Annotated in this window: 24 protein-coding genes; 9 read left to right on the top strand and 15 right to left on the bottom strand. The window is 71.9% G+C overall.

The genetic code is table 11. The annotated features are described in order from the left end of the window. Positions 1-13: 13 nt before the first annotated feature. From IQ251_RS12600 to IQ251_RS12575, 6 genes are all read right to left on the bottom strand, one after another. Positions 14-2,062, bottom strand: a complete 2,049-nt coding sequence (locus IQ251_RS12600; RefSeq protein ID WP_370591367.1) for a bifunctional aldolase/short-chain dehydrogenase — start codon at positions 2,060-2,062, stop codon at positions 14-16. Positions 2,063-2,102: 40 nt separating this feature from the next. Then, entirely contained in the window at positions 2,103-3,275 is a 1,173-nt protein-coding gene (rhaI, locus tag IQ251_RS12595; protein WP_193928719.1) for an L-rhamnose isomerase, read from the bottom strand. After that, on the bottom strand, positions 3,272-3,667 hold the full coding sequence (locus tag IQ251_RS12590; protein WP_193928718.1) for an L-rhamnose mutarotase: 396 nt from the start codon (positions 3,665-3,667) through the stop codon (positions 3,272-3,274). The genes rhaI and IQ251_RS12590 overlap by 4 nt, the downstream gene beginning before the upstream one ends. After that, positions 3,664-4,962: an MFS transporter gene (locus IQ251_RS12585; RefSeq protein ID WP_228046657.1), complete on the bottom strand. Its 1,299-nt coding sequence runs from the start codon at positions 4,960-4,962 to the stop codon at positions 3,664-3,666. The genes IQ251_RS12590 and IQ251_RS12585 overlap by 4 nt, the downstream gene beginning before the upstream one ends. Before the next feature lie 151 nt (positions 4,963-5,113). Continuing rightward, positions 5,114-6,112: a LacI family DNA-binding transcriptional regulator gene (locus tag IQ251_RS12580; RefSeq protein ID WP_370591373.1), complete on the bottom strand. Its 999-nt coding sequence runs from the start codon at positions 6,110-6,112 to the stop codon at positions 5,114-5,116. Positions 6,113-6,215: 103 nt separating this feature from the next. Beyond that, complete coding sequence (locus tag IQ251_RS12575) at positions 6,216-6,995, bottom strand: IclR family transcriptional regulator (protein ID WP_370591366.1); 780 nt, start codon at positions 6,993-6,995, stop codon at positions 6,216-6,218. A gap of 143 nt (positions 6,996-7,138) precedes the next feature. Here IQ251_RS12575 and IQ251_RS12570 point away from each other — a divergent pair, with 143 nt between their 5' ends. Continuing rightward, positions 7,139-8,422 (top strand): MFS transporter, encoded by a 1,284-nt coding sequence (locus tag IQ251_RS12570; RefSeq protein WP_228046656.1) that lies wholly within the window; start codon positions 7,139-7,141, stop codon positions 8,420-8,422. Between the two features lie 39 nt (positions 8,423-8,461). Here the strand turns inward: IQ251_RS12570 and IQ251_RS12565 are convergent, their stop codons facing one another. The 3 genes from IQ251_RS12565 to IQ251_RS12555 are packed head-to-tail and all read right to left on the bottom strand — an operon-like array spanning position 8,462 to position 11,222. Continuing rightward, positions 8,462-9,718, bottom strand: coding sequence for an amidohydrolase (locus IQ251_RS12565; protein WP_193928716.1), 1,257 nt, complete (start codon positions 9,716-9,718; stop codon positions 8,462-8,464). Positions 9,719-9,774: 56 nt separating this feature from the next. After that, the gene (locus tag IQ251_RS12560) at positions 9,775-10,473 is read right to left on the bottom strand and encodes a hypothetical protein (RefSeq protein ID WP_193928715.1); all 699 of its coding nucleotides are present in this window, start codon (positions 10,471-10,473) and stop codon (positions 9,775-9,777) included. Between the two features lie 50 nt (positions 10,474-10,523). Further along, a complete protein-coding gene (locus IQ251_RS12555) occupies positions 10,524-11,222 on the bottom strand; it encodes a DUF5058 family protein (RefSeq protein WP_193928714.1) in 699 nt (232 codons plus the stop codon). A gap of 122 nt (positions 11,223-11,344) precedes the next feature. Between IQ251_RS12555 and IQ251_RS12550 the strand changes: the two genes are divergently transcribed. After that, positions 11,345-12,373 carry an Lrp/AsnC family transcriptional regulator gene (locus tag IQ251_RS12550; RefSeq protein WP_193928713.1) on the top strand — a complete coding sequence of 343 codons (1,029 nt, stop codon included), beginning with the start codon at positions 11,345-11,347 and terminating at the stop codon, positions 12,371-12,373. 6 nt (positions 12,374-12,379) lie between these two features. On the opposite strand, the gene IQ251_RS12545 is transcribed toward IQ251_RS12550, so the two are convergent. Both IQ251_RS12545 and IQ251_RS12540 read right to left on the bottom strand, forming a co-directional pair. Next, the gene (locus IQ251_RS12545; RefSeq protein ID WP_193928712.1) at positions 12,380-13,618 is read right to left on the bottom strand and encodes a hypothetical protein; all 1,239 of its coding nucleotides are present in this window, start codon (positions 13,616-13,618) and stop codon (positions 12,380-12,382) included. Positions 13,619-13,682: 64 nt separating this feature from the next. Beyond that, positions 13,683-14,120, bottom strand: a complete 438-nt coding sequence (locus tag IQ251_RS12540) for a MarR family winged helix-turn-helix transcriptional regulator (RefSeq protein WP_193928711.1) — start codon at positions 14,118-14,120, stop codon at positions 13,683-13,685. Between the two features lie 121 nt (positions 14,121-14,241). On the opposite strand from IQ251_RS12540, the gene IQ251_RS12535 reads away from it, so the two are divergent. Further along, entirely contained in the window at positions 14,242-14,628 is a 387-nt protein-coding gene (locus IQ251_RS12535; protein WP_193928710.1) for a nuclear transport factor 2 family protein, read from the top strand. A gap of 20 nt (positions 14,629-14,648) precedes the next feature. Next, complete coding sequence (locus tag IQ251_RS12530; RefSeq protein ID WP_193928709.1) at positions 14,649-15,200, top strand: hypothetical protein; 552 nt, start codon at positions 14,649-14,651, stop codon at positions 15,198-15,200. Here IQ251_RS12530 and IQ251_RS12525 read toward each other — a convergent pair. Genes IQ251_RS12525 through IQ251_RS12515 form a run of 3 tightly spaced genes read right to left on the bottom strand, consistent with a single transcriptional unit; the run spans position 15,190 to position 19,601 of the window. Continuing rightward, complete coding sequence (locus tag IQ251_RS12525; protein WP_193928708.1) at positions 15,190-16,593, bottom strand: GntP family permease; 1,404 nt, start codon at positions 16,591-16,593, stop codon at positions 15,190-15,192. The genes IQ251_RS12530 and IQ251_RS12525 overlap by 11 nt on opposite strands. A 55-nt stretch (positions 16,594-16,648) precedes the next feature. Beyond that, positions 16,649-18,238 carry an N-acyl-D-amino-acid deacylase family protein gene (locus IQ251_RS12520; protein ID WP_193928707.1) on the bottom strand — a complete coding sequence of 530 codons (1,590 nt, stop codon included), beginning with the start codon at positions 18,236-18,238 and terminating at the stop codon, positions 16,649-16,651. A gap of 19 nt (positions 18,239-18,257) precedes the next feature. Further along, entirely contained in the window at positions 18,258-19,601 is a 1,344-nt protein-coding gene (locus IQ251_RS12515; RefSeq protein ID WP_193928706.1) for an amino acid deaminase, read from the bottom strand. A gap of 76 nt (positions 19,602-19,677) precedes the next feature. Here IQ251_RS12515 and IQ251_RS12510 point away from each other — a divergent pair, with 76 nt between their 5' ends. From IQ251_RS12510 to IQ251_RS12500, 3 genes are read left to right on the top strand one after another with little or no spacing between them, the layout of a single operon-like run. Further along, entirely contained in the window at positions 19,678-20,664 is a 987-nt protein-coding gene (locus IQ251_RS12510) for a sugar kinase (RefSeq protein ID WP_193928705.1), read from the top strand. Further along, positions 20,661-21,431 carry an IclR family transcriptional regulator gene (locus IQ251_RS12505; protein WP_193928704.1) on the top strand — a complete coding sequence of 257 codons (771 nt, stop codon included), beginning with the start codon at positions 20,661-20,663 and terminating at the stop codon, positions 21,429-21,431. The genes IQ251_RS12510 and IQ251_RS12505 overlap by 4 nt, the downstream gene beginning before the upstream one ends. Then, positions 21,428-21,814 (top strand): RidA family protein, encoded by a 387-nt coding sequence (locus tag IQ251_RS12500; protein WP_193928703.1) that lies wholly within the window; start codon positions 21,428-21,430, stop codon positions 21,812-21,814. The genes IQ251_RS12505 and IQ251_RS12500 overlap by 4 nt, the downstream gene beginning before the upstream one ends. Before the next feature lie 50 nt (positions 21,815-21,864). Here the strand turns inward: IQ251_RS12500 and IQ251_RS12495 are convergent, their stop codons facing one another. Then, positions 21,865-22,740, bottom strand: a complete 876-nt coding sequence (locus IQ251_RS12495) for an NAD(P)H-binding protein (protein WP_193928702.1) — start codon at positions 22,738-22,740, stop codon at positions 21,865-21,867. A 220-nt stretch (positions 22,741-22,960) separates the two neighbouring features. Here IQ251_RS12495 and IQ251_RS12490 point away from each other — a divergent pair, with 220 nt between their 5' ends. Both IQ251_RS12490 and IQ251_RS12485 read left to right on the top strand, forming a co-directional pair. Then, on the top strand, positions 22,961-23,836 hold the full coding sequence (locus tag IQ251_RS12490; RefSeq protein WP_193928701.1) for a LysR family transcriptional regulator: 876 nt from the start codon (positions 22,961-22,963) through the stop codon (positions 23,834-23,836). A 328-nt stretch (positions 23,837-24,164) separates the two neighbouring features. Then, complete coding sequence (locus IQ251_RS12485; protein WP_193928700.1) at positions 24,165-25,103, top strand: ABC transporter substrate-binding protein; 939 nt, start codon at positions 24,165-24,167, stop codon at positions 25,101-25,103. The last annotated feature ends 138 nt before the right edge of the window (positions 25,104-25,241 follow it).

Raw genomic sequence — 25,241 nt, 5'->3', positions numbered from 1 at the left:
GATCGCCTCCCGTTCAGCGCAGGAACGCCGCCGCGACCCCCGCGTCGACGGGGACGTGCAGGCCGGTGGTGTGGTCGAGTTCGCCGCCGGTGAGCGCGAAGACCGCGTTGGCCACGTGTTCCGGCAGCACCTCGCGCTTGAGCAGGGTGCGCTGCGCGTAGAAGGCGCCGAGCTCCTCCTCCGGGACGCCGTAGACCTTCGCGCGCTGCGCGCCCCATCCGCCGGCGAAGATCCCGCTGCCGCGCACCACGCCGTCCGGGTTGACCCCGTTCACCCGGATCGCGTGCTCACCGAGCTCGGCGGCCAGCAGCCGGACCTGGTGCGCCTGATCGGCCTTGGTGGCCGAGTAGGCGATGTTGTTCGGCCCGGCGAACACCCCGTTCTTGGACACGATGTAGACGATGTCGCCGCCGAGTTCCTGGGCGATGAGCACCTGCGCGGCGGCACGGCTGATCAGGAACGAACCCTTGGCCATCACGTCGTGCTGCAGGTCCCAGTCTGCGGATGTGGTCTCCAGCAGCGGTTTGGACAGCGACAGCCCGGCGTTGTTGACGATCAGGTCGAGTCCGCCGAACGCGAGCACCGCGGCGGACATCGCGGCCGACACCGCGTCTTCGTCGGTCACGTCGCAGCGCACGCCGATCGCGGTGTCGCTGGAGCCGATCTCGGCCGCGGCGTCCCGGGCCGCGTCGCCGTCCCGGTCGGCGAGCACGACGCAGGCTCCTTCGCGCGCCAGTCGTTGCGCGGTGGCCCGGCCGATGCCCGAGGCCGCACCGGTGACCAGCGCGATCCGAGTGGCCAGCGGTGCCGGTGCGGGCCGGCGCTGCAGCTTGGCCTCCTCCAGCGCCCAGTACTCGATGCGGAACTTCTCCCGCTCGTCGATGGGCGCGTACGTGGACAGCGCTTCGGCGCCGCGCATCACGTTGATCGCGTTGCGGTAGAACTCGCCGGCCACACGGGCGGTCTGCTTGTCCGAGCCGTAGCTGAACATGCCCACTCCCGGGACGAGCACGATCGCCGGGTCCGCACCGCGCATCGCGGGGGAATCCGCGTCGGCGTGCCGCCGGTAGTAGGCGGCGTAGTCCGCGCGGTACTGCTCGTGCAGCTCCGCCAGCCGCCGCGAGCACTCCTCGACCGTCGCGGTCGCCGGCAGGTCCAGCACGAGCGGCTTGACCTTGGTGCGCAGGAAGTGGTCCGGGCAGCTGGTGCCGAGCTCGGCGAGCCGCGGGTGCTCGGCGCGGGCGAGGAACTCCAGCACCTCCGGGGCGTCGGTGAAGTGCCCGACCTGGCGCTTGTCCGTGCTGGCCAACCCGCGCAGCACCGGGGCGAGCGCGGCGGCCTTGGCGCGCCGCTCGTCGTCCGGCAGCGCCTCGTAGCCGGGCAGGACCGCGCCGAACGGTTCCGGCTCGCCGTGCGCGTCGATGTGCGCGGCGGCGGTGTCGATGATCCACCGCGAATTGCGCTCGCACTCCTCGCTGGTCGTGCCCCAGGCAGTGACGCCGTGCCCGCCGAGGATCGTGCCGACCGCGTCCGGGTGCTCGCGCTTGATGGCCGCGATGTCCTCGCCGAGCTGCCAGCCCGGACGCCGCCACGGCACCCACACCACCGCGTCGCCGAAGATCTCCCGAGTGAGTTCCGGGCCGTCGGCGGCGGTCGCGATCGCGATGCCGCTGTCCGGGTGCAGGTGGTCGACGTGCTCGGCCTCGACGAGCCCGTGCATGGCGGTGTCGATGGACGGGGCCGCACCGCCCTTGCCGTGCAGGACGTGGTCGAACGCGGCCACCATCTCGTCCTCGCGCTCGACGCCCGGGTACACGTCGGACAGCGCGCGCAGCCGGTCCAGGCGCAGCACCGCGAGCCCGCGCGCGGTCAGGGTGCCCAGATCGCCGCCGGATCCCTTGACCCACATCAGGTCCACCGCTCCGCCGGTGACCGGGTCGGTGCCGGTTCCCTTCGCCGAGGCGTTGCCGCCGGCGTAGTTGGTGTTCTTCGGTTCGGCGCCGAGCCGGTTGCTGCGCGCGATCAGCTCGTCGACGATGTCGCCGGAATTCCCGGTGTCCACGGGTTTCCCCTCTCAGATCGGATTGCTCGTCCGGGGCGGGTCAGGCGCCCCAGCCGGCTTGCTGCCCGTCCGCCCGCTGCGCGGCGAGGTGCTGCTGGTGCCCGGACTCGGCGTAGGCGCGCACCGGATCGGCCGGGAACCCGCGCGCGGCGCGCCATTCGGCCAGCGCCGGGCGCACATCGGTCTGGAACGCGTCCATCAGCACCTCGTTGGCGCCCAGCACGTCGTGCTCGGCCTGCGCGCGGCCCAGCGCCTCCCGATCGACGAGCAGCGCCCGCGCCGTCATCTCCTGCACGTTGAGCACCGAGCGCAGCTGGCCGGGGATCTTGTCCTCGATGTTGTGGCACTGGTCGAGCATGAACCGGACCGGCGAGCCCTCGTCGAAACCGCCGCCGACGGCCACCTCGTGCAGGATGCGGAACAGCTGGAAAGGGTCGGCGGCCCCGACGATCAGGTCGTCGTCGGCGTAGAAGCGGGAATTGAAGTCGAACGAACCCAGCCTGCCCAGGCGCAGCAGCTGCATCACGATGAACTCGACATTGGTGCCCGGGGCGTGGTGCCCGGTGTCCAGGCAGGTGACGGCCTGCTCGCCCAGCGCGCAGACCTGGGCGTACGACGTTCCCCAGTCCGGCACGTCGGTGTGGTAGAAGGCGGGTTCGAAGAACTTGTACTCCAGGACCAGCCGCTGGTCCGGCGCGAGCTGGTCGTAGATCTCGGCCAGCGAGTCGGCGATCCGGTCCTGCCGGGCGCGCATCGAATCCTGCCCCGGGTAGTTCGTCCCGTCGGCCAGCCAGATCTTGAGGTCGGTCGACCCCGTGTCCGCCATGATTTCCAGGCACCGCAGGTGGTGGTCGATGGCTGTGCGCCGCACCGCCGGATCGGAGTGCGCGAGGCTGCCGAACTTGTAGATCTCGTCCTGGAACGTGTTGGAGTTGACCGTGCCCAGCTGCACGCCGAGACCTTCGGCGTGCGCGCGCAGCGCCGCGAAGTCCGCGACCTCGTCCCAGGGGATGTGCAGGGCCACCGTCGGCGCCAATCCGGTCAGTTCGTGCACCGTGGCCGCATCGGCGATCTTCTCTTGCGGTGTGCGCGCGGTTCCGGGTGTGCCGAAGACCTTGAACCGGGTTCCGGAGTTGCCGAACGCCCAGCTGGGCAATTCGATCGCCTGCCGGGCGAGGGTGTCGGTGATGCCGTCGAGGCGCGGCGCGGTCATGCTCCTCCTCCGTTTCGGGGTGCTGCTTCGTCGGGTGCGGCGATCCCGCCCGTGCCGCGGATGTCGGCGAGCTGGTCGTCGAGGTGGAAGACCTCGTCGAGAGCGGTGGCGGCTCGGTCGGCCCGGTCGTCGACGTCGATGAACAAGTCGGCCATGTGCGCCTCCCAGCGCGCCGCGACTCGGGAGGCGGCGAGGTACTCGGCGGAGTCCTGCGCGGAGTCGGTCTCGTAGTAGCCGATGAGCAGCCCGTCGGCACCGAGGAACAACGAGTAGTTGCGCCGCCCGCACGCTTCCAGTTCGCGCAGCATCTCCGGCCATACGGCGGTGTGGCGGCGGCGGTATTCGTCGAGCCGGTCCGGATCGACCTGCAGCCGGAAGCACACCCGGGTCACGGCGCGACCGCCTCGTGCTGCCCGGTCGTGGTCCCGTAGCGCTCCTGCTCGATCTGCTGCAGGCTCTTGCCGCGGGTGTGCGGGGTCCAGATGGTGCCGATGAGCAGCGCGGCGCCGAGCAGGCCGAGGATGAGCACGCCGAGTCCGCGCAGTCCGATCTGGGTGAGCAGCACCGGGAACCAGATGCTGAGCAGTCCGACGAGCACCCGGGCGGACAGGAACAGCACGCCCTGCGCGCTGGCCCGGTAGCGGGTCGCGAACAGTTCGCTGGTCCACAGCCCGTAGAACGCCTGCGCCCCGACGCCCGCGGACACGCCCCAGCCGATGGCGAACACCAGCATGGTGGCCGTGCTCGGCGGCGCGTAGATGAGCACGGCCCACGCCGCGATGCCCAGGGCGGCTCCGGAACAGTACAGCCACCGGCGGCTGACCCGGTCGGCGAGCAGCATGAAGCCCAGGTAGGTCGCCGCGCTGGTGCAGCCCCAGACCAGGACCTGCAGCAGGTACTGCTCGGTCACCGAGGTGATGCCCGCGGCGTCGTACACCCGCGGTTGGAAGATGCCGGTTTGCCCGGCCACCGTGTTCCACAGCGCGTAGACGCCGAACAGGAACGCCAGCGCCGTCAGGTTCGCCTTGGTGCTGAACAGGCCGCGCAGGCTGCTGAGGAACGAGACCCGGTCCTGGCCGGAATCCCGCCTGCTGGTCCAGATCCGCGATTCGGGTAGGCCGCGCCGCACCCACCAGGTGACCGCGGCGACCAGGAACAGGTGGGCGAAGATCAGCCGGCTGCCGAGCAGCCCGAGCGGTGCGACGACGACCGCCAGCAGATAGCCGATCATCGGCCCGATGGACCAGGCGAGCTGGGCGGTGCCCACGTGCGCGGCGCGCTGGTGCGGTGGTGCTTCCTCGGCGATGTAGGTCCACGAGGCGGTGACCCCGGCGCCGACCGCGATGCCGGTGAGCACGAACGCGGTGAGCAGCATGCCGTAGGACACGGCGAACACCGCCAGCAGCACGCCGAGCATGTACAGCAGCAGGTCGTAGGTGTAGATGAATTTGCGGCCGTAGCGGTCGCAGAGCGGGCCGCCGATGGCGGCACCGGCAGCGGCGCCGAACGCGTTGGCGCTCAACGACGCCAGCAGGCCGACCGCGAGGTCGTCCAACCCGAACCGCTCCTGCCACAGGGTCAGGCTCGTGGCGATCGCGATGATCGATCCGGCCTCGATGTAGTTGGACATGGCCACGGCGATGGTGGCTCGCCAGCCGGTCGTCCGTTTCCTGCCGATCTGGACCATTCCGCGGTCCTCCTGTCCATCAGCGTTGATGTCGCAGGGCCGATGCGGTGGCCGCACCGGCTTGAATCGTTTTAACAGGCGTTACGGTAAGAGCCGGCCGCGGTGCGGACAACCCCTTTCGTGCGCCGGCCGTCTCTGGTAGCCGGGCGCGTCAGCCGGTCAAGCTCGACCGGCGGACCACGAGCTCGGGTTCGAAGACCACGTGCCGGTGCGCGTGGTCGGTCCCGGCGTCGGCGGGTTCGCCGAGCAGGAGTTCGGTGGCCGTTTCGCCCATCCGGAACGCGGGCTGGCGCACCGAGGTGAGCGGGACCGCGGCCGCTGCGGCGAAGTCGATGTCGTCGTAGCCGACGAGGGCGATGTCCTCCGGCACCCGCACGCCCGCCGCGACCATCGCCTGCAGCACGCCCAGCGCGAGCAGGTCGTTGGCGCAGAACACCGCGGACGGGCGCGGACGCAGGCCCAGCACGCGGGAACCCGCATCGCGCCCGGAGGCGACGTCGAGCTGCGCCGTTTCCACGGTGACGATCGCATCGCGGTCGGCCGCGGCCTCGTCGCAGGCCCGCCACGCACCGCTGCGCCGGTCCCGGCACTGCGCCAGGGTCATCGGCCCGCTGACGTAGGCGATCCGCTCGTGGTCCTGTTCGAGCAGGTGCCCGACCGCGAGCGCGCCGCCGGTGACGTCGTCCACCGACACCGAGCACGCGTCCGCGCCCTCGGCGGTCCGGTCCACGTACGAGTAGGGAATCCCGTTGCGGCGCAACGAGTCCAGTCCCCCCGGAACGGCATCGGTCGGCGTCACCAGCACGCCCCGCACCCGCTGCTCGGCGAACAGCGAGAGGTAGAGCTCCTCGGCGCCCGGGTCCTGCGAGCTGTCGCAGAGCATCATGCCCAGGCCCTCGCGGCGCGCGGCCTGCTCGGCGCCGTGCGCGAGCCCGACGAAGAACGGGTTGCGCATGTCCAGCACCAGCAGGCCCAGGATGCGGCTGTGCCCGGCGCGCAACTGGCGGGCCGACTCCGAGCGCACGTAGCCGAGCCCGTCGATGGCCTCCTGCACGCGGCTGCGCGTGCTCGCCGAGAGCAGTTCGGGCCGGTTGAGCGCGTTGGACACGGTCGCGATGGACACGCCTGCTTCGCGCGCGACGTCCTTGATGCTCACGGTGCGCCCACCGCTTCCGTTCGCCGGCAAACCGGGCCTCCGAGTTCCTCGCGGGACGTGGTGCATCCTACCGCGCTGTGTAACGATTCAATCGTGCTCAGCGGCGGGGGAGGCCGACGGCGAGCTCCGTGGCGGCGCGGTGCAGCGCCGGCAGGCAGTGCCGCAGCTCGTCGAGGGAGCTGCGGAAGGACGGGGCCGCCGAGGACAGCGCGGCGACCGCGGTACCGCCGGGGTTGAGCACCGGGACGCCGACGGCCAGGATCCCCGGTTCGTGCTCCTCGTCGGCGAGGGCGTGGCCCCGCTCGCGCACCTGCGCGATCTCGGCGCGGAACTGCGCGCGGTCGGTGATGGTCTTCGGGCCGCACGCGGGGAGTTCGAGCTCGGCCAGCAGCTGCTCGCGCTGCTGCTCGGGGGCGAACGCGACCAGGCACTTGCCCATCGACGTGCAGTGCAGCGGGCCGCGCCTGCCCGGTTCCCCGGTGATCTGCACCTGCTGGACGCCTTCGACGTAGTGCACGTAGAGCTGGTCGTGGCCGTCGAGCACCGACATCAGCGTCGGCTCGCCGGTCCGCTTGCTCACCGCTTCGAGTACCGGCGTGACGACCTCGGTGAACCCGCGCGCGTGCAGCACCCGCTGCCCGAGCTCGAACAGGCGCAGCCCCAGGCCCCACCGGCGCTGCTCGTCGAGCACCGCGAACTGCTCCCGCGCCAACGAGTTCAGCAGCCGGTGCGTGGTGCTGACCGGGTATCCCGCGCGGCGGGCCAGGTCGGACAGCGTCGCGCCGCGCGGTTCGTCCCCGAGCAACACCAGCAGGTGCAGCGCTCGGGCCACCATGTCGCCGCGCGCCGGTGCTGGTTCGGCCGGTTGGTCCACCACCGGAAACTCCTCCTGTGCGCCGTGACCGGTATGTCCGGACCCTACCCGCGGGCGCGTTGACACCGGGCTGCCGGACTCCCTAGCGTTTTCCGCGATCAAAGAAAGTTTACCGCGACGCGGGAAACAGGACGAGGGAGTCCGGTTTGACCACACCCGTGGACCTGGGGCGGCAGCGCTGGATGCGGTTGCTGCCGGTGGCGTTCGTGACCTACTCACTGGCCTATCTGGACCGGTCGAACTTCTCCATCGGGGTCGCCGGCGGGATGCAGGAGGAGCTCGGGCTCTCCGGCGCGATGTCGTCGATGATCGGCGCCTCGTTCTTCCTGGGCTACTGCCTGTTCCAGATCCCGGGCACCATCTACGCCGAGCGGCGCAGCGTCCGCGGGCTCATCTTCTGGTGCACCCTCGTCTGGGGCCTGCTCGCCGCGGCGCAGGGGCTGCTCAGCAGCCCCGCGCTGCTGCTCGTGGTGCGTTTCCTGCTCGGCGCGGCCGAGGCGGCGGTCCTGCCGGCGATGGTCGTGTTCCTGGCCCGCTGGTTCACCAAGCGGGAACGGGGCAGCGCCAACGCGATCCTCATCCTCGGCAACCCGGTCACGGTCATGTGGCTCAACGCCGTCTCCGGCTACATCGTCGAGCTCAGCAGCTGGCGCGAGATGTTCATCATCGAAGGACTTCCCGCCGTGCTGTGGGCGTTCGTGTTCCGCGCTCTGGTCTCCGATCACCCGCAACAGGCGAAGTGGCTCCGCAGCCGGGAGAAGGAGGCCGTGCTGGCCGCTCTCGACGAGGAGCGAGCGCACGCCACTCCGCCCAGCACGTTCGCCGCCGCCTTCCGCTCCCGACCGGTGGTGCTGCTGTCCGCGCAGTACCTGCTGTGGAGCATCGGCGTCTACGGACTCGTGTTCTGGTTGCCCAGCATCGTGACTGCCGGTACCGGGCAGGGGATCGGGATGAGCGGGCTGCTGTCGGCGATCCCGTTCGCCGTGGCAGCGCTGCTCATGGTGATCAACTCGCGGATGTCCGACCGGGCCGGTACGCGTTCGGCCTACGTGTGGCCGTGGCTGGTGGCCGGTGGTGTCGGCTTCTACCTGTCCTACCTCGTCGGGCCGGACAACTTCTGGATCGCGTTCGTGCTGCTGGTGGCTGCCGGTGGCGCCATGTACGCGCCGTACGGGCCGTACTTCGCGCACGTCGCCGAAGTCCTGCCGCGCAACTTCGCCGGTGCCGGCATCGGCTGCGTCAACACCGCCGGTTCGGTAGGCGGGTTCCTGGGTACGTACCTGGTGGGTTGGCTCAACGACGCGACCGGGGGCACGGCGGTGTCGTTCGTCATGATGGCCGCGACGCTGCTGCTGGCCGCGCTGATCACTCCGTTCGTCCGCGCGAGCCGTTCCCGGGGCAGCGCAGCACCGGTGCGCGGGACGGCCTGAGAGCCCGGGTGCGCCGTCCCGCGCACCCGGGCAGCTGGTTCAGGAATCCAGGAAGGCCAGCATGCCGACCACGGCCGCCTCCACCATGCGCGGCAGCGTCGGGCCCGGATCCGGTGCGAACAGCGGCGAGTGGTTTCCCGGCACGTCCTCGGCCAGCTCCCGCGCGGCCGCGTGCACGTCGGGATTCGTGCCGCCGATGAACCAGAAGCAGGACGGCACGCCGATCGCCTCGCCCAGCACGCCGAAGTCCTCGCTGCCCATCAGCGGTTCCTCGGCCGCCGACACCCCGGAACCGCCGCGGTGCTCGGCCAGCGCCGCCATCGTGCGCGCGGTGGCCTCCTCGTCGTTGATCAGCCGCGGGAACCGGGACAGCTCGGTGATCGTCGGCTCCGGCGCGCCGGACGCCTCGGCCTCGGCAGCGATGATCCGGCGCAGCGAGGCCAGCACCCGCTCGCGCACCCGCTCGTCGAACGTGCGCACGTTGAGGGTGAACACGGCGGAGTCCGGGATGATGTTCTCCTTGAGGCCGCCGGAGATGCGCCCGACGGTGACGACCGCCGAGCGCGCCGGATCGACCTCGCGCGCGACCACCGCCTGGATGCGGGTGATCGTGTGCGCCACCTGCACGATCGGATCGATGCACCGCTGCGGCTGGGACCCGTGCCCACCGCGGCCGAACATGGTGACCTCCCAGGAGTCGGCCATCGACGCGGCGGTCCCGGTGCGGTAGTGCACCTCACCGGCCGAACCCGGACCGACGTGCTGGCCCAGCACGACCTCCGGGCGCGGGGCGCGGTCCCAGAGCCCGTCGTCGACCATCGCCCGCGCACCGGCCGCGGTCTCCTCGCCCGGCTGGAAGATCAGCACCGCGGTGCCCGACCACGCTTCGCGGGCGCGGGCCAGCAGCCGTGCGGCGATCAGCAGCGAGCTGACGTGCGTGTCGTGCCCGCAGCCGTGCATCACGTCGGTGGTGGTGCCGTCCGGCAGCGTGCCGGTGGCGGTCGAGGCGTGATCGAGCCCGGTCTGCTCGGTGATCGGCAGCGCATCGGTGTCCGCGCGGAAGGCCACGACCGGTCCGGGGCCGTTCTCCAGCACGCCGACCACCCCGGTTCCGCCGCAGCGGAAGGTCGGCACGCCCGAACTGGCCAGGTGCTGCTCGATGAGCTCCGCGGTGCGGTGCTCCTGCATGGACAGCTCCGGATGGGCGTGCAGGTGCCGGTAGAGCCGGTTCAGCTCGTCGTCGAGTTCGTCCAGGCCGGCCAGCGCGGTTGCGGCGGCAGTGCGGGTCGCGGTCATCGCAGGGCTCCCATCGGTCGGTGTCGCCGGTCGTTCGCCGCCTCGCGGCGGGCAGATCACGCGCGCACCTCGTCGGCGCGCGCGCTGTCCGGATCCCGGGTCTTCTCGCGCAGCAGCACCGACAGCACCACCGCGGCGATCGTGCTCACCGCCATCGCGTAGGACGACGCCGACGGAATCGCGCCGACCAGCCCGTACACGCCGAGAATCCCGCACAACAGCGCGATCGGAACGGTCCGGCGCTGGTGCAGCGCGCCGAGTACCGCCTGCACGAGCACGGGTCCGAAGATGGCGGGCACCACGTAGTCGAACGCCTGCTGGATCCCGGCCGGGATCACCGAGACCAGCCAGCCGCCGAGCAGACCGACGAACACCGCCAACGAGACCAGGTGCACCGCGGTGGCACCCACGATCGCGACCACGGCGGCGAGTTCGGCGCGCGGCGTGCCCTGCCGCGCACCGATCGCGGTCTGGGCCGCCAGCGCGGAGGGCAGCAGCTTGTTCGCGATGTTGCCGATCATGAACGCTTGGTACGTCGCGGCCTGCCCGAGCATCGGGTAGTAGGTGATCGGTTCGGCGACCCACAGCACGCCGAACACCGCGGCCACCGACAACCAGGCCTGCAGCACCGGTTCCCAGCCGGGCCAGTGGCCCAGCCCGAACATGAAGTACGCCGGGGCCAGCAGGGAGAAGGCGAGTCCGGCCAGCATCGTGGCCTGGCCCCAGCGGGCGGTGGTGGTGTGGAACGAGTCCATCGCGGGCTCCTCGGGTGCTCGGGAATCGGTGCCGGTGCGCGCGGGTCCGGTCAGGTCGCGGCCGCGGCCACTGCCAGCGCGGCGACCATGGAGATTCCCAGCGACCACTCCTTGATCCAGCGGGTGCGTAGCCGCGCGTTGAGGGCGTGCAGCGCGAGCATCACGCCGGCACCGGCGGTGAACGCGACCAGGTGGCCCGTGGACTTCTGCGTCTCGGCCAGGCCCAGGTAGCAGAAGGCCCCGATCATCCCGGCGCTCGGCGCGATCGCCATCACCGCCGGGTTCAGCGCGCGCACCTTGCGGTCGGTGCGCCGCAGCAGCGGGGTGAACACCAGGGTGGTCACCATCCAGGCCGCCCCGCCCGCGCTCATCGTGAACAGCACCAGGGCGAACACCGTGTCGTCGTAGCCCGGTCCGCCGAGCTCGACGCCCACGGCTCCGGCCGCGGTCTGCGCGGCCAGCGTCTCGAAACTGGCCGAACCGATCAGCCCGATGCGCACCAGCACCGCCGGGGTGCCGAAGACCGTGAGCAGGGTCAGCGCGATGAACACCACCGCGGCCGACGGGCCGATCGCCGAGACAGCGCCGGTGCGCAGCGCGGTGGTCAGCTCACCGCGGGTGATCTCGGCGCTGTCCGCCGCCCGCCGCGCCGCGCGCAGGTACACCACCGACTGCACGACGATCACGCTGAATACGCCGAGCACGGCCAGCCACAGCACCGGCGAACCGGTCAGCGCAGGTGCGTTCATCGTCGACCTCCTCGTTCGGGGCGCTCGCCGGGATCCGGCCCGCGCTTCGGTTGACGGGGAGCATGCGGTGATTCGCCACCAACGCCTTGAAATCGCAGGAATCTTCATTTGGAGTGGTCGGCATGCACGATTCTGCTGGCTTGGACGAGACAGACCTGGCGTTGGTGCACGCCCTGCAGCTGAATCCCCGCGTCTCCTGGGCGAGCCTGGCCGCCGTCCTGGACGTGGATGCCTCGACGTTGACGCGCCGCTGGTCACGGCTGGAGCGGGAGGGCCTGGCCTGGTTCAGCTGCTACCCGCTGGGCACCAAGGAATGGACCGGGCACCACTGGGAGGCCGGCGCGCTGGTGGAGGTCGAGTGCGTGCCGGGACGGCGCAGCGCGGTGATGGCCGAGCTGGCCGGCAACGCGTTCGTGTGGAACATCGACGCGACGTCCGGCAGCCGCGACCTCATGCTGACCGTGCTCGCGGCCAGCATCGTCGAGCTCGATGAGCAGGTGCTCGGTGCCGTGGCCGCGATCCCGGGGGTGCGCGCGACCCGCACGCACTTCTTCCGCTCGGTGATCCGCGACGGTTCCGGCTGGCGCCTGGACGCGCTGTCCCCGGCGCAGCAGCAGGTGGTGCGCACTGAGGGGCCCGTGTCCCCGGCCACCCGTCCCGCGGGGCGCGATCTGGAGGTGCTGCGGCTGCTCGGCCCGGATGCCCGGATCAGCGCGGCCCGCGTCGCCGCCGGGTTGGGTTGTTCGCCGGCCACCGCGGGCCGGTTGATCCGCCGTGTGGTCGAGTCCCGGTTCGCGGCGGTGCGTTGCGAGGTCGCCCATTTCGTCGCCGGATGGCAGGTCGCGGCGACCTTGTGGCTGGACGTGCCGCAGCGTGATCTGCAGGGTGTGGCCCGCGCGATCTCCCGGCTGCCGGAGATCCGGCTGTGCGCGACGGTGGGCAGCGAGGCGAACCTCGTCGCGCAGGTCTGGCTGCACCGGCTGGAGCACCTGGACCGGTTCGAAGCGCTGCTGGCGGCGCGGTTCGTCGGCACGCGCGTCCTGGATCGCTGGGTGACGCCGCAGTTCGGCAAGCGGCTCGGCCACCTGATCGGCCAGGACGGCAGGCGCACCGGATACGTGCCGGTGATCGCCGAATCGACCCTCGGGTAAGCGAGGTCAACCCCGCGGCGCGGGACGCCAGGACGGCTTGTTCCCGGTGTCCTCCAGCTCCCACCCGCCGCCGGGGTGCAGCCGGTCGTCGTAGTAGAAGACGTGCTCGGGCAGCGGGACGGACATCCCGCCCGCGTCGACGAACGCCTCCCGGGCCGCGTCCCGCAGGTCCGCGCTCGGCACGCCGAACGAGTCCCGCGCCAGCAGGGCGATCCGGTCCAGCGCGTGGTGGCCGAGGAAACTGTCGTAGACCAGGCTGTGCACCCGCTCGCGCGGTATGCGCATCCGGGAGAGCACGTTGACCGGCGGCGGGTCCGCGGTGCCGCCCGGCCGCAGCTCGTCGTCAAGGTACACGGCGCCGTCCCGGTAGAGCACCTCGCTGCGGCTGCCGTCGGCGGCGCAGCGCACGACCGCGTTCTGCCCGTGCATCTCCAGCAAGCAGCCGGTGGCCAGCGCGCTGCGCACCCAGGTGCGCACCAGCGGGACCACCAGCCGGTCGGCCACCCAGCGCAGGGGGTCTTCTCCGCTGCGCGCCACGAGCTGCTCCAGCAGCGCGGGATCCTGCGGGCGCAGCACATCGCGTCCGTACAGCGCGAACAGCGGGACGACGACCTCCCCGTCATCCGGCGGGAAAACCTCCCCGGGCGGGGCCGCCTCCCGCACCAGGAAGCCCCAGGAGTGCTCGGCATCGTCGCCGAGCACCGCGCCGGCCGTCTCGGGCAGCACCGGGATGCCGGCCGCGGTCAGCTCGCCCGTGGTCCACAGCGCCAGCGCGATGAACGGCCTGCGCAACCGGCGGGTGAACCGGGACAGGCGCTTGGGGTAGTGCAGTTTGACGAAATGCGGTGCCGGTTCGTGCGCACCGATCCGGTGCACGAAGACCGTGCGGGCGTTGGCCGAGGGGCTCACCAGCAGGTCCGGGCCGCGTCGGCGCTCCAGCAGCGCGTCGCGTCCCGGCAGGTCCGGTGCGGACAGGGCTTCGGGGTGCACCGGCAGCAGGAACTCCCCGTCGGCGAGGTAGTGCGCGGCGGCGGGGGAGGGGATTCCGCTGCCGAGCACCGCTCCTTCGGCGGCGGGGATGCGAAACGTCGGTGCGGTGAATGCGTCCGGCGCCCGCTGCGGGTGGTAGTCGTCGGCGATGTCCATGTCCGCGGCGAACCTGCTGTAGTCGCGGGTCCCCGCACCCAGGTACCGCTCGGCGTATTGCCAGGTCTGCCACCGGTCTGCGGCCGGATCCAGGAGCATGCCGCCATCGTTCCACGCCGTGCTGCGGCAGGCCGCCCGCCGCGGCCGGGATGTCGCGCGGGATTCAGCCCGGATCCTGCGCGTTGGACCGCAACCGGTCGAGCAGTTCTTCGAGCTGGGCGGTCTGCTGCTCGTCGAGTCCGCGGTGCAGCTGCGCGTCGAACTCGGTCGCGGCGCGGCGCATGCGGTGGAACGCCTCCTCGCCGTCGGGGGTGAGCTCCACCAGGTGCACGCGGCGGTTGCCGGGATCGCGCCGCCGGGTGAGCAACCCGCGGGACTCCATCCCGTCGAGGTGTTGGGTCAGCGTGGCGCCGCGGATGCCGACCGCTTCGGCGAGTTCGCGCTGGTTGGCCACGGTGCGGATCTTCAGCGACATCAGCACCAGCCAGCTCGGCCGGGAGCCTCCGACGGCGGCGAGCGCATCGTCGAACGCCTGGCTGACGGCCTTGGCGGTACTGGCCAGGCGCAATCCCAGCGGTGGTCCGGCGGGCGGTGTCGGCATACGGCGAGCCTAGCAGGGACCATAAGGCAACGAACGCATTGACGCCGAACCGTTCGGTACCTAACATTGTCGGTGTCCGGACCGGCACCGGATACCGGTCCGTTCCGCGCGGAGGTGCGCGATGAGCACCGCCACGACATCAGCACCGGTCTTGGATCGGCTCGGTCGCTGGGCGGCCGCCGAGGCCGCGGGCGACACCCGGGCGCTTCGAGACCTGCTCACCCGGGATTTCGCCGGGATCGGTCCCTACGGATTCGTGCTCGACCGCGGGCAGTGGCTGGACCGCTTCGACTCCGGAGACCTCGTCAACGAGGAGTTCGCGGTGCACGACACCGGTGTGCGCCACCTCGGGCAGGACGTGGCGCTGGTGACCGGCCTGCTCGACCAGCACGCCGCGTACCGCGGGCAGGCGCATCCGGGCCGGTACCGGTTCACCGCGATCCTGGTGCCGGACGGCGGTGCGTGGCGGCTGACTCACGTGCAACTGTCCCCGGTGCCCGGTCGGTAGGCGACGGGGAGGTGACGACCGTGCGCACCGCCACGACCGCCCCACCGCCACGGGTCGACCGGCGCGCGCAGCCCGCGCGCCGGCTCGGGAAAGTGCAGCGGCAGATCGTCCTGGTGGTGCACATCCTGTCGGCCGCGGTCTGGATCGGGCTCGATGTCGCGTTGGCCGTGTTGGTGGGCACCAGCCTGCTCACCGCGGATCCCGAGCTGGCCGCCGCCGGTTTCCGGGTGCTCGTCCTGCTGGCGGTGTGGCCGCTGCTCCTCGCCGGTTTCACCTGCCTGGCCAGCGGAATCGTGCTGGGGATCGGCACGAAGTACGGGCTGCTGCGCTACTGGTGGGTGGCGCTGAAACTGCTCATCAACGTCGTGTTCACCGCGCTGGTGCTCGTGTCGCTGCGCCCGACGGTGCTCACCGCGGCCGACCAGGCCCGGCAGCTGGCGGTCGTCGTGGATCCCGGAATGCTGCGCGCGCTGGTGTTCCCGGTGATCGTCTCCGCGATCGGGCTGACCGGTGCCGTGCTGCTGTCCGTGGTCAAGCCGTGGGGCCGGATTCGCGCGCGGCTCAGCCGATGAGCGCGCTGAGCAGGGCGGCGGTGGCGAACCCGACGACCGATAGCAGGGTCTCCAGCACCGTCCACGTCTTGAGCGTCTCGGCCACCGGGATCCCGAAATACCGCGAGATGATCCAGAATCCGCCGTCGTTGACGTGCGAGGCGATGATCGAGCCGGAGGCGATGGCGATCGCGATGAGCGCCAGCTGCGGCTGGGAGAGGTCCGCGCCGGCCAGCAGCGGCGCCACGATACCGCCGGTGGTCACGATCGCCACCGTCGCCGAGCCCTGCGCGATGCGCAGGCCGGCGCTGATGACGTAGGCGGACACGAGCATCGGCAGCCCGACCGCCTGCAGCGAGCCGGCCAGCGCGTCACCGACCCCGGTGGCCTCCAGCACTTCACCGAAGAAGCCGCCTGCGCCGACCACGAGCAGGATCATGCCTAACGGCTTCAGCGAGGCACCCGTCAGCGACGACACCTCCTGGGCCGACATGCCGCGGCGGAAGCCCAGCAGCCAGGACGCGCACAGCACGGCCAGGGTCAGCGCCACCACCGGGTTGCCGAGGAAGGTCAGCGCAGTGCGCACCGGACTGGTCTCCGGCAGCGCGATGCTGGTGAACGTGGCGCCCAGGATCAGCACCATGGGCAGCCCGATCACGAACGCCACGGTGCCCAGCGCGGGTTCCGGGCGTCCGGCGTCGGTGTCCTGCTCGTCGGTGGCGAGCATGTCGTCCGGGACCGGCAGGTGGATGCGCTTGCCGATCCAGGCGGGGAACAGTACGCCGGCGATGGCGAACGCGGGCAGCGCGCACACCGCGCCGAGCAGGATCAACCAGCCCAGGTCCACGCCGAGCAGCCCCGCGGCCACGACCGGACCGGGATGCGGCGGCAGGAACGCGTGCGTCACGGACAGCCCTGCCGCCAGCGGCAGGCAGTACAGCAGGATGGACCGGCCGCTCTGCCGGGCCGCGACGTAGACCAGCGGGGCCAGCACGAACACCCCGATGTCGAAGAACACCGGGATGCCGAACACCAGCCCGGACAGGCCCATCGCCAGCGGTGCCCGCCGCTCACCGAACGCGCGCAGCAGCCGCCGGGTGAGCAGCTGGGCGCCACCGGAGGCCTCCAGCAGCGAACCGAGCACGCTGCCGAGCCCGACGATCGCGGCGATGTGCCCGAGCGTGCTGCCGATTCCGCTCTCCAGCAAGGAATCCCCGCTGTCCTGGGCGTTGCCGACGAGCTCCTCGACCGGGATGCCCGCGGTGAGCGCGATGAGCATCCCGACGACGATGAGCGCGATGAACGGCTCCACCCGGAGCCGGATGATGAGCAGCAGCAAGACGGCGATGCCGGTGGCGCTGAGCGTCAGCAGGCCGGCGGTGTCCTGTTGCAACCAGTCGACGAATCCGGGCATGGGTGTCTCCGGTGGGTGCGGGGGAGAGGGGCAGGATGTGCGGGAAAGTGGACGGTCAGCGGCTGCGGCGCAGCGCTCGCCCGGGCTGGGCCCCGGTGCGGTGCCCGTCCTCGATCACGGGTACGCCGTTGACGAACACGTGCGGGATGCCGGCGGCCTGCTGGCGCGGGTTCTCGAAGGTGGCGGTGTCGGTCACGCGGTCCGGGTCGAAGAGCACGAGATCGGCCGCGCAGCCTTCCCGGATGCGGCCGCGGTCGGTCAGGCCCAGCCGGTCGGCGGCGCGGCCGGTCATGTGCTGGACGCACTCTTGAAGGCCGAGCACACCGAGTTCGCGCACGTAGTGGCCCAGGTAGCGCGGGAACGTCCCCCACGCGCGCGGGTGCGGGCGGTCGCCGACCAGCAGGCCGTCGCTGCCCGCGGTGTGCACCGGGTGCCGCATGATCGCGCGGACGTTGTCCTCGTGACCGACGTGCATGAGGCAGGACGTGCCGAGGCGTTCGGCCACCAAGGTGTCGAAGTACAGGTCGCTGGGCCGGATCCCGGCCACCCGCGCGGATTCCGCCACGCTGCGGCCGACGAGGTGCCCGTGCCGCTGCGCGTCGCGGACCCCGTTGATCTCGATGGTGTCCCAGTCGATCGGCACGCCGTGGCATCCGTCGGCGCCCTCGACCTCCATGACCGTGCGGATGCGGTCGCGCTGCACCGGATCGCTCAGCCGCTGCAGCGCGGCCTCGACGCCGCCTTCGGCGACCCAGCTGGGCAGCAGGGCGTGCAGCGAGGTGCACCCGGGCAGGTAGGGGTAGCTGTCCAGCGTGATGTCGCACCCGTCGGCGATCGCGGAGTCCAACATGGACAGCAGGTCGCCGGCGCGCCCCGCGTTCGGGCCGAAGTTCATGGTGGCGTGCGCAAGGTGCAGCGGGCAGCCGGAACGCCGGGACACCTCGATCATCTCGGCGTAGGCGTCCAGCGCGCCTGCCCCGTAGCTGCGGTGGTGCGGGCTGTAGAACCCGCCGTGCTCGGCCACGACCGCGCACAGCGCGGCTAGTTCGCCTGTTCCCGCGTACATGCCGGGCGTGTAGGTCAGCCCGGAGGACATGCCGAACGCGCCCTCGGCCAGCGACTGCGCGAGGGTCGCGCGCATCCGGTCCAGCTCGTCCTCGGTGACCGGTCGGTCCTCGTAGCCGGCGCAGAGCATGCGCAGCGTGCCCTGCGGCACGAGGTAGGCCGCGTTGGCGGCGATCCCGGCGTCCAGCCGGTCGAGGTACTCGGCAACGCTGCGCCAGTTCCAGTCGAATCCGGGCGGATCGTCGTTCCACCCGGCGATCTGGGTGCGCAGCGTCGCCAGCACCGCGTCGTCGACCGGCGCGTAGGACAGCCCGTCCTGGCCCAGGACTTCCAGCGTCACGCCCTGGGAGACCTTCGCGGTGTGCTCGGGTTCGGCGAGGATCTGCAGGTCCGAGTGCGCGTGCATATCGATGAAGCCGGGCGCGAGCACCAGCCCGGACGCGTCGAGGGTGCGCCGAGCCGACAGCGCGCCCGGGGCGGCGATCTCGGCGATGCGGCCGCGGTCGATCCCGACGTCGGCGGTGCGGCCGGGAGCGCCGGTGCCGTCCACGACGAGCGCTCCCCGGATGGCGATGTCCACGGTCGTTCCTCCCGATCGGTCAGAAGAAGGTGCGCACGAGGTCGGTGACCCGGTCGCCGTCGACGACCGGGATGAGCGGCCACTTGTCGAACACCGTGCAGGGATGGGACAGGCCGCAGCCGATCCAGTCGCCCACCTGCAGGTCGGTGCCGGGCGGGGTGGCCAGGAACGCGTGCTGGTCGGCCAGCGAGGTCACCCGGTACGCCCCCGGCGCGAGCGGTTCGATCCCGCCGTCCGGTCGGCGCCGCACCTGCGGTTCCGGGAGGTGCTGGTCGAACGAGACGTCCCGGCGGCCCATGGTCAGCAGCGCCAGCCCGGGTTCGGGCTGCGAGGTGACCTGCGCCCAGATCCGCAGGGCCGGGCGGAACGGCTGCTCCTCGCCCGCGAGTCGGTGCGGCCTGCCGAACGGGGACATCCTGCGGTACAGCCCGTCGTCGTGCGTGAGGTAGGCGCCGCTGCGGATCACCGGCACGACCGGGGACGCGGTGTGCCACTCGGCGGTGAGCGCCTCGGCGACCTGGTCGAAGTAGGAGCTGCCGCCGCAGGTGGCGATGATCTCCTCGCGCCCGGTGAACAGCCCGGCCCCATCGATCCGTTCGGCGAGGTCGCGCAGCCCGGCCAGGTAATCGTCCACAGTGGACGTGTCTTGTTCGGTGAGGCCGTGCGCCATGGCCGCCTCGTAGCCGCCCACCCCAGCGAGGTCGAGCACGGGGCTGTCCGCCACGGCCGCGGCGACCGCCATCGCATCCCCGGTACTGCGTGCCCCGGTGCGCCCGTGCGCGCCGCCGAGCTCGACGAGCACCGGCAGCTGCCGCCCCGCTCCGGCGGCGGTGAGCGCCTCGGTCATCAGCCGCACGCCGGCAGTCGAATCGACGAAGCAGCACAGCTCGAAACCGGGATCGCGGTCGAGCTCGGCGGCCGCCCACGCCAGTGCGTGCGGATCGAGCAGCTGGTTGGCCAGCAGCACGCGGCTGACGCCGAAGGCCCGGTAGACGCGCAGCTGGGCCGCGTTGGCAGCGGTGATCCCCCAGGCGCCGTGCTCGATCTGGCGCTGGAACAGCTGCGGAGCCATCGTCGTCTTGCCGTGCGGGGCCAGCTGCACTCCGGCGCGGGTGCACCAGTCGGCCATGGTGCGCAGGTTGTGCTCCAGGGCCGCGTCGTCGAGGACGAGCAGCGGGCCGATGAACCCGGCGTCGGTGAGACCGGGCTGCTGCTGGAGGAATTCGGCGACCGTGGTGCCGAAGGCCGCGCTCGGCATGCCCTTGAACCGCCAGTCGATCCGTTCCGCGCGAAGTCCGCGCAGCGCGTGCTGATCCAGTGAAGCCGTCCGCACAGTCGCTCCCAGGTGGTGGCTATATTGCATAGAGCGCAACGCCCGTTGCGCATGTTGATGGAGACTGTGTAGCATTCGGCCACCGGGCCGTCAACGAAGGAGCTGCATGGACGAGGAGCGGGCGATCTCCCCGCGTGCGGACGTGGTCTGCCTCGGTGAGACGATGGCCTTGTTCGTGCCGGATGCCGCCGGGGAGCATTGGCGGCGCACCGCGGGCGGCGCCGAGTCCAATGTGGCCTGTCACCTCGCCCGGTCCGGAGTGCGCAGCCGCTGGGTCAGCGCGGTCGGCGACGACCCGTTCGGCCGGGCCGTCCTGGACCTGGTCTCCGCATCCGGCGCCGACACCTCCGGAGTTCGGGTGGATCCGCAGCGGGCTACCGGGCTGTACTTCAAGGACCCCGACCCGTCCCGCGGCCGGGTGCACTACTACCGGCGTGGTTCGGCGGCCTCCGCGCTCGGGCCGGACCTGCTCGGCGAACTCGACCTGTCCGGTACCGCGCTGCTGCACCTGACCGGGATCACCCCGGCGCTGTCGCCGTCGTGTCGCGCGCTGGTCGAGGAGTCGCTGGAGCTGCCGCGCGGACCGGAGGTGTCCTTCGACGTGAACTGGCGCCCCGCGGTGTGGCGGGGGTCCGATGTGGACGATCCCGCCGATCTGCTGCGCCGACTGGCCGACCGGGCCGGTACCGTGCTCGTCGGCGACGACGAAGCCGCCGCGCTGTGGGGCTGCCGCACGGTGACCGAGGTCCGTGCCGTGCTGCCGGGGCCGCGCGCCCTGGTGGTCAAACACGGTTCGCGCGGTGCCACGCTCGTCGAGGACGGTGCGGAGGTGTTCCAGCCCGCGCTGCGGGTGCGGGTCGTGGATCCGGTCGGGGCCGGGGACGCCTTCGCGGCCGGGTACCTGGCCGCCACGCTGTCCGGGCAGGACCGCAGGCACCGGCTGCGCGCCGGGCACCTGCGCGCGGCGGCGGTGCTCTGCACCGGTGACGACATGAGCGCACCGCTGCCCGCCGCCGACGTGCGGCGCATGCTCGCCGCCGACGCACCGGCCTGGAGTTCGGCCGTGATCGAGGAGGGGAGGCTCACCGGATGAGCCAGAGTCTGGAACGCGGGTTGACCGTGCTGGGCGCGCTCGGCGACGGACCGCAGACGCTGGACGGGTTGGCCACCGCGGCCGGGGTGCACAAGTCCACCGCGCTGCGCCTGCTGCGCACGCTGGAGGCCAACCGCTTCGTGCGCCGGGAGGGCGCGCACCACTACCGGCTCGGCAGCGCGCTGTTCGACCTGGCCAACCGCGCGCTGGAGGACGTCGACGTGCGGGACGCCGCGCGCGGTCCCATCCGCGAGCTGGCCGAGAACACCGGCCACACCATCCACGTGGCGGTCCAGGAGGGCGACGAGGTCGTCTACGTGGATAAAGTGGACAGTCGGCACGCGGTTCGCATGTACTCCCGGGTGGGCAGGCACGTGCCGCTGCACTGCACCGCGGTCGGCAAGGCGCTGGTCGCCGAGTGCCCGCCCGCGGTGCGCGAGCAGCTGGCGCACCGGATCGAATACCCGCGGATGACGGCGAGCACCGTCGGGTCGGCCCCGGAGTTCCTCGCCGAACTCGACCGCGTGCGCCAGCGCGGATTCGCCGTGGACCGCGGCGAGCACGAGGACTTCATCCACTGCATCGCCGCCCCGGTGCGCGATGGCAGCGGAGAGGTCGTGGCAGCGGTGTCGTTGTCCGTACCGCAGGTGCTGCTCGACATCGACGGCCTGCTGGCGCTCGTCGACGACCTGCTGCGCACGACCGGGCAAGTGTCCGCCGAACTGGGCGGACGGCACGAACCGACCAACGGAGAGGAAGACCGATGACCAGGACCGTGGTCCGCACCGACAACGCCCCGACACCACCGGCCGCGATCCCGCTGTCGCAGGGTGTGCGCAAAGGCGGCATCCTGCAGGTCTCCGGGCAGACCGCGGTCGACCCCGCCACCGGCAAACCCGTCCCGGGCGGGGTCGCCGAGCAGACCGAGCAGGCGTTGCGCAACGTGATCGCCATCCTGGAAGCCGACGGATCCGGGTTGCAGGACGTGGTGATGCTGCGCGTCTACCTCACCGATGTCGCGCAGTTCGCCGAGATGAACGAGACCTACGCGCGGGTGGTCGGCGAGCCGTTCCCCGCGCGCACGACCGTCTACGTAGGACTGCCGGAAGGCCTGCTCGTCGAGATCGACGCGCTGGCCATCGTGGAGTGACGCCGCCCGGTTCCGGGACGCGCTGCGATGTGCGGGTCCCGGAACCGGTGTCACCAGGCCGTTTTCGGCTCCGGCCACCAGCCGGCGCGGGTCATCGGCGTCGCGGGGGAGCCGGTGATCCGGGAGACCGCGTCGGTGACCGCGGACAGCTCCCCGCCGGCGATGGCCTGGTACCAGGAGATCCACGCCTCGATCTGCGCCCCGCTCTCGCCCCTGCGCCACCGCCACGCGAACGCGTCCTCCAGTGTCTCCGGCACGTAGCGGTAGGGCCGCCCGGTGGCCTCGGCGATCCGCTGGACACCCTCCGCCAACGTCAGCGCCTCCGGGCCGGTGACCTCCAGGATGCTGCTGTCGTGCTCGGTGCCGTCCTCGGCGGCCAGCGCCGCGATGACCGCGGCCAGGTCGTCGTGCGTGACGAAGGCGACCCGACCCGTTCCGCCGGGTCCGCGCACCACGAGCTCGTCATCGGCCAGCGCCGCCGGGGTGGAGGCGTAGAAACCGGCGCGCAGCACCGTGTGCCGCACACCGGATCCGGCCAGGTACTGCTCGGTGAGCCAGTGGTCGCGGGCGTTGCGGTAGGTCGCGGTCGGCGAGGCGCCCAGCAATGAGACGTACAGCACCCGCTGCACGCCGACCGCCGCAGCGGCCTCGACGGCCGAGGCGTGCTCCTCCAGCCGGCGGCCGGTCGGATGCGCGGACACCAGCACCAGCGTCGACGCGCCGTCCAGCGCGGTCCGCATGTCCGCGGTGTCGAGGTAGGCAGCCGGGCCCCGCCGTTCGGCCCCGGGCAATTCCGGCAGTCGCGCCGGGTCCCGGCCGACGAGCAGCTGCGGAACGCCGCGCTGCGCCAGCCGCGCGGCCACCCGGCCGCCCAGCGCGCCGGTGGCGCCGGTCACCGCCACCGCGGGCCGTTCCGGTGCAGTCATCTGCTTCCCTCCGTTCCCTCCGTCCGAACACGACATTCGGGACCCGCGCAGGTTCCGGGCCCGAGTGTAGGTCCGGATGATCGCGCCCGCGGCCGCCGGCGGCGAGGTTCGGCCGCCGGGGCCGCCGGGCGGCGCCGGTACGGTGAACCCGGACCGGCGCGCCGGCCGCACGCGGCGCGACCGCACCGGTACCGGGCGTGCGCAGCGGGGAGGATCGCGCGTGGAGCGCAAGCAGCTGGAGTACTTCCTGGCCATCGCCGGGCACGGCAGCTTCACCGGTGCCGCCGCCGCGCTGCGCGTCGCCCAGCCCTCGCTGTCCTACGCGATCCGCGCGTTGGAGAAGGAGATCGGCGTCCCGGTGTTCCGCCGCCTCGGGCGCGGTGTGGCGCTGACCCCCACCGGCGAGGCGTTGCTCACCCCGGCGCGGCAGATCGTGCGCGAGTTCGCCAAGCTGCACACCGAAGCGCTGCGGGTGACCGAGCTCGCCTCCGGTCGGCTGGACATCGTGGCGGTGACCACGCTGACCGTGGACCCGCTGGCCTCGTTCGTCGGCGAGTTCCGCAGCCGCTACCCCGGCGTGGAGATCAACATCGTGGACCCGGAGAACTCGGCCGCGGTGGTGGACGCCGTGCGCCGCGGCGACTGCGAGCTCGGGCTGACCGAGATCGACATCCCGGCGGAGGGCATGGAGGTCCTGGACTTGCCGGAGCAGGAGATCTTCGCGGTGTTCCCGCCGGACGGCCGGTCCCGCGGCCGGACACCGGTGCCGGCCCGGGAGTTCGCCAAGCACGACGTGGTGACCACGCCCACCGGTACGACCACGCGCAGCACCATCGATGCCGTGCTGGCCGATGCGGGCGCGAAGGCCCGGATCGCGGTCGAGGTCACGCACCGCGCGGCGATCGTCCCGTTGGTGCTGGCCGGTGCCGGGGCGAGCATCCTGCCCAGCCGGTTGGCGCACGATGCCGCCGCGCTCGGTGCGGTCATCGCGCCGCTGGATCCGCCGGCGACCCGGCACGGCGTGGTCGTGCACCCGTCCGGACCGCTGTCCCCGGCGGCGCAGGCGTTCGTCGACCTGGTCCGGGAGAGCTGCTGAGCCGGTACCGCGACCGCGGCGCGGGCCCCGGCCACACCGAGCCAAAGAGAGCCTCTATGGCTTCGTTCCGAAATCCGTCTAGGTCCGCCGACTGGATCGCGTTGATCCCGGTGCGCCCCCGTGGCAACCTCTTCCGAGATCGCAGCCGCGGCAGTGTTCGGGAGAACGCGCCGCTGGGCGCAGTGCGGGACGGCAGCTCGACGGGGAGCCGCCGGGCGGTGCATCCCGGAGCGGGTGCTCGCCCCCGGGCCGGACAGGAGCCGCCGAACGAATCGTGACCTCTCGTTCACACTGCGCGTGCTGCGCGGCAACACGAGAAGGATGGTTCATGGCGTCGCGGACGCGCACACACATCGTCGCCGCACTGGCGGTGATCGCGCTGGTGGTACCGGCCGGGTGCAGCTGGGAGAAGGGGTTCCAGGGCGCCGAGCCCGAGCCGGACGAGGTGCGCCTGGTCCAGCAGCCCTGGGAGGACCTCGTCGTGGAGAACGAGATCGTCCGCCAGGTGCTCGGCGAGCTCGGCTACCGCACCCGGGTGCAGGAGCTCTCGGTACCGCTGGGCGCGCAGGCGCTGGCCAACGACCAGGCCGACGCCTACCTGGGCAACTGGTGGCCGAGCCAGGAATCGGTGTTCGAGCGCCACCTGGCCACCGAGAAGGTGGACGTGGCCGGAACGATCGTGACCGGCTCGGAGTACGCACCCGCGGTGCCCGAGGCCGTCGCCGAGAAGTACGGCGTGCGGTCGCTGGCGGATCTGGACGAGAAGGGCGACCTGTTCGACCGGCAGATCCTCGGTATCGAACCGGGCAGTCCCGGCAACGACTACATCGCCAACGCCATCGAGGCCGACGCCTACGGGCTCGGCGATTGGCAGCTGGTGCAGTCCAGCACGGCCGCGATGCTCAGCGAGGTCGAACGCCGGGTGGACGAGGGAAAACCCATCGTGTTCCTCGGGTGGAAGCCGCACTGGATGAACCTGGAGTGGGACCTGCACTACCTCGACGACCCGGAGCGCGTCTGGCCGGGCGCCGGCGGGATCCGCACGGTGTTCAGCGAGGACTTCGCCGCCCGCGAACCGGACATCGCGCGGTTCCTGTCCCAGATCCGGGTCGATCAGGGCACCGCGTCGACCTGGATCCACCAGCTCAGCAAGGAGCAGATCCCGAAGGAGAAGATCGCAGCCGACTGGATTCGTGCGAACCCCGACGAGGTGCGCAGCTGGCTGCGCGGGGTGCGGGCCGCCGACGGCGGCCCGGCCGCGGGCTGAACGCGCACCGGACCGATTCCCGCAACGCGACCCGGTGATCCGATGTGGACGCATCCGATCCCGGAATGAGGCGCACCGCGCGAATTCTCGCGCGCAGCATCGTGCTGCGACCGCGAACCGCGGCAGTGCGCGAGGAGG

Origin of the sequence: Saccharopolyspora montiporae (genome assembly GCF_015209505.1) — a bacterium.
GTDB lineage: Bacteria > Actinomycetota > Actinomycetes > Mycobacteriales > Pseudonocardiaceae > Saccharopolyspora > Saccharopolyspora montiporae.
The sequence above is the reverse complement of the archived record's forward strand: the minus strand, read 5'-3'. Positions and strand labels throughout refer to the sequence as shown.

Bases quoted from the DNA above. Each gene is read 5' to 3' on its own strand.
- rhaI (WP_193928719.1), bottom strand. From the start codon at position 3,275: ATGACCGCGCCGCGCCTCGACGGCATCACCGACACCCTCGCCCGGCAG.
- IQ251_RS12585 (WP_228046657.1), bottom strand. From the start codon at position 4,962: ATGGTCCAGATCGGCAGGAAACGGACGACCGGCTGGCGAGCCACCATC.
- IQ251_RS12565 (WP_193928716.1), bottom strand. From the start codon at position 9,718: ATGACCGCGACCCGCACTGCCGCCGCAACCGCGCTGGCCGGCCTGGAC.
- IQ251_RS12560 (WP_193928715.1), bottom strand. From the start codon at position 10,473: ATGGACTCGTTCCACACCACCACCGCCCGCTGGGGCCAGGCCACGATG.
- IQ251_RS12555 (WP_193928714.1), bottom strand. From the start codon at position 11,222: ATGAACGCACCTGCGCTGACCGGTTCGCCGGTGCTGTGGCTGGCCGTG.
- IQ251_RS12550 (WP_193928713.1), top strand. From the start codon at position 11,345: ATGCACGATTCTGCTGGCTTGGACGAGACAGACCTGGCGTTGGTGCAC.
- IQ251_RS12545 (WP_193928712.1), bottom strand. From the start codon at position 13,618: ATGCTCCTGGATCCGGCCGCAGACCGGTGGCAGACCTGGCAATACGCC.
- IQ251_RS12540 (WP_193928711.1), bottom strand. From the start codon at position 14,120: ATGCCGACACCGCCCGCCGGACCACCGCTGGGATTGCGCCTGGCCAGT.
- IQ251_RS12535 (WP_193928710.1), top strand. From the start codon at position 14,242: ATGAGCACCGCCACGACATCAGCACCGGTCTTGGATCGGCTCGGTCGC.
- IQ251_RS12525 (WP_193928708.1), bottom strand. From the start codon at position 16,593: ATGCCCGGATTCGTCGACTGGTTGCAACAGGACACCGCCGGCCTGCTG.
- IQ251_RS12515 (WP_193928706.1), bottom strand. From the start codon at position 19,601: ATGCAATATAGCCACCACCTGGGAGCGACTGTGCGGACGGCTTCACTG.
- IQ251_RS12510 (WP_193928705.1), top strand. From the start codon at position 19,678: ATGGACGAGGAGCGGGCGATCTCCCCGCGTGCGGACGTGGTCTGCCTC.
- IQ251_RS12505 (WP_193928704.1), top strand. From the start codon at position 20,661: ATGAGCCAGAGTCTGGAACGCGGGTTGACCGTGCTGGGCGCGCTCGGC.
- IQ251_RS12500 (WP_193928703.1), top strand. From the start codon at position 21,428: ATGACCAGGACCGTGGTCCGCACCGACAACGCCCCGACACCACCGGCC.
- IQ251_RS12495 (WP_193928702.1), bottom strand. From the start codon at position 22,740: ATGACTGCACCGGAACGGCCCGCGGTGGCGGTGACCGGCGCCACCGGC.
- IQ251_RS12485 (WP_193928700.1), top strand. From the start codon at position 24,165: ATGGCGTCGCGGACGCGCACACACATCGTCGCCGCACTGGCGGTGATC.